The organism is Kitasatospora sp. NPDC059973 (assembly GCF_042737525.1).
Taxonomy (GTDB): domain Bacteria; phylum Actinomycetota; class Actinomycetes; order Streptomycetales; family Streptomycetaceae; genus Kitasatospora.
The window spans coordinates 1-1416 of record NZ_JBHWUI010000367.1 but is presented as its reverse complement, the minus strand read 5'-3'; the positions used below and the strand labels follow the sequence as shown (position 1 = coordinate 1416).

The 1416-nt window shown below is 76.6% G+C and carries 1 protein-coding gene and 1 pseudogene; both read left to right on the top strand.

Translation table 11 applies throughout. From position 1 onward, the window contains the following. Positions 1–234 (top strand): annotated as a pseudogene (locus tag ACFWA9_RS39175) (UDP-glucose 4-epimerase GalE); the annotation flags it as partial. Next, the gene (galK, locus tag ACFWA9_RS39170; protein ID WP_380394375.1) at positions 231–1361 is read left to right on the top strand and encodes a galactokinase; all 1131 of its coding nucleotides are present in this window, start codon (positions 231–233) and stop codon (positions 1359–1361) included. The pseudogene ACFWA9_RS39175 and the gene galK, both read left to right, overlap by 4 nt. Positions 1362–1416 lie beyond the last annotated feature (55 nt).

Here is a 1416-nt window from a genome sequence, read left to right as displayed (position 1 = left end):
TGCAACCTCGGCAACGGCAGCGGCTTCTCGGTCCGCGAGGTCATCGAGTCGGTCAAGCGCGTCACCGGCCGCGAGATCCCGGTGGTCACCGCCGATCGCCGCGCCGGCGACCCCGCCGTCCTGGTGGCCTCCGCCGAGCGCGCCCACCAGAAGCTCGGCTGGACCCCCAAGCGCCCCAACCTCGACGACATCGTCGCCGACGCCTGGAACTTCACCCTGGAGCACCCCGCATGACCACCTTCCGGACGCTGTTCTCCGCCGACCCCGAGGGCACCTGGGCCGCCCCCGGCCGGGTCAACCTGATCGGCGAGCACACCGACTACAACGACGGCTTCGTCCTTCCCGTCGCCCTCCCCCACACCACCCGCGTCCAGGCCCGCCGCCGTGCCGACAGCCTGCTGCGCCTGCACAGCACCCGGGGCGGCGACGAGATCACCACCCTCGACCTCGACAAGCTGGAGCCCGGGAGCCCCACCGGCTGGACCGCGTACCCCGCGGCCGTCGTCCGGGCCCTGCGCGACGCGGGCCACGCCGTCGCCGGCGCCGACCTGCTGATCGACAGCGACGTCCCCGAGGGCGCCGGCCTCTCCTCGTCCGCCGCCCTGCAGTGCGCCGTCGTCACCGCCTACAACGACCTGTACCACCTCGGCCTGGACAGGATGCAGCTCGCCCTGCTCGCCCAGCGCGCCGAGAACGCCTACGTCGGCGTCCCCTGCGGGATCATGGACCAGACCGCCTCCCTGTGCTGCCGCGCGGGCCACGCGCTCCTCCTGGACACCCGCGACCTCACCAGCCGCCAGGTGCCGCTCGACCTCGAGGGCGCCGGCCTGCGGCTGCTCGTGATCGACACCCGGGTCAAGCACGACCTCGCCGACGGCGCCTACGCGAAGCTGCGGGCCGGCTGCGAGCGGGCCGCCGAGCTGCTCGGCCTCGCCGCCCTGCGCGACCTCACGGCCGACGCCCTGCCCGCGGCCCTCGACCGGCTGCCGGCCGAACTGCGGCCGCTGGTCCGCCACGTGGTCACCGAGGACGACCGGGTACGGCAGGCGACCGCCCTGCTCGACGCCGGCGACCTGGCCGGCCTCGGCGCGGTCCTCACCGCCGGGCACGCCTCGCTCCGCGACGACTACGCGGTCTCCTGCCCCGAGACCGACCTCGCCGCGGACACCGCCGTGGCCGCCGGCGCCCTCGGCGCCCGGATGACCGGCGGCGGCTTCGGGGGCTCGGTCATCGCGCTCGTCCACCAGGACGACGCCGACCGCGTCACCGCCGCCGTCACCGCGGCCTTCGCGGCCGCCGGCCACGCCCCGCCGCGCACCTTCGCGGCCACTCCCGCCGACGGCGCCCGCCGCATCGCCTGACGGGCGTCGACGGGCGGCTGCCGACGTGCCCGGGTCCGCCCGGGGGGGGGGCCGG

What these genes read in the sequence shown, in the direction of transcription:
- galK (WP_380394375.1), top strand. Translation starts at nt 231, where the DNA reads ATGACCACCTTCCGGACGCTGTTCTCCGCCGACCCCGAGGGCACCTGG.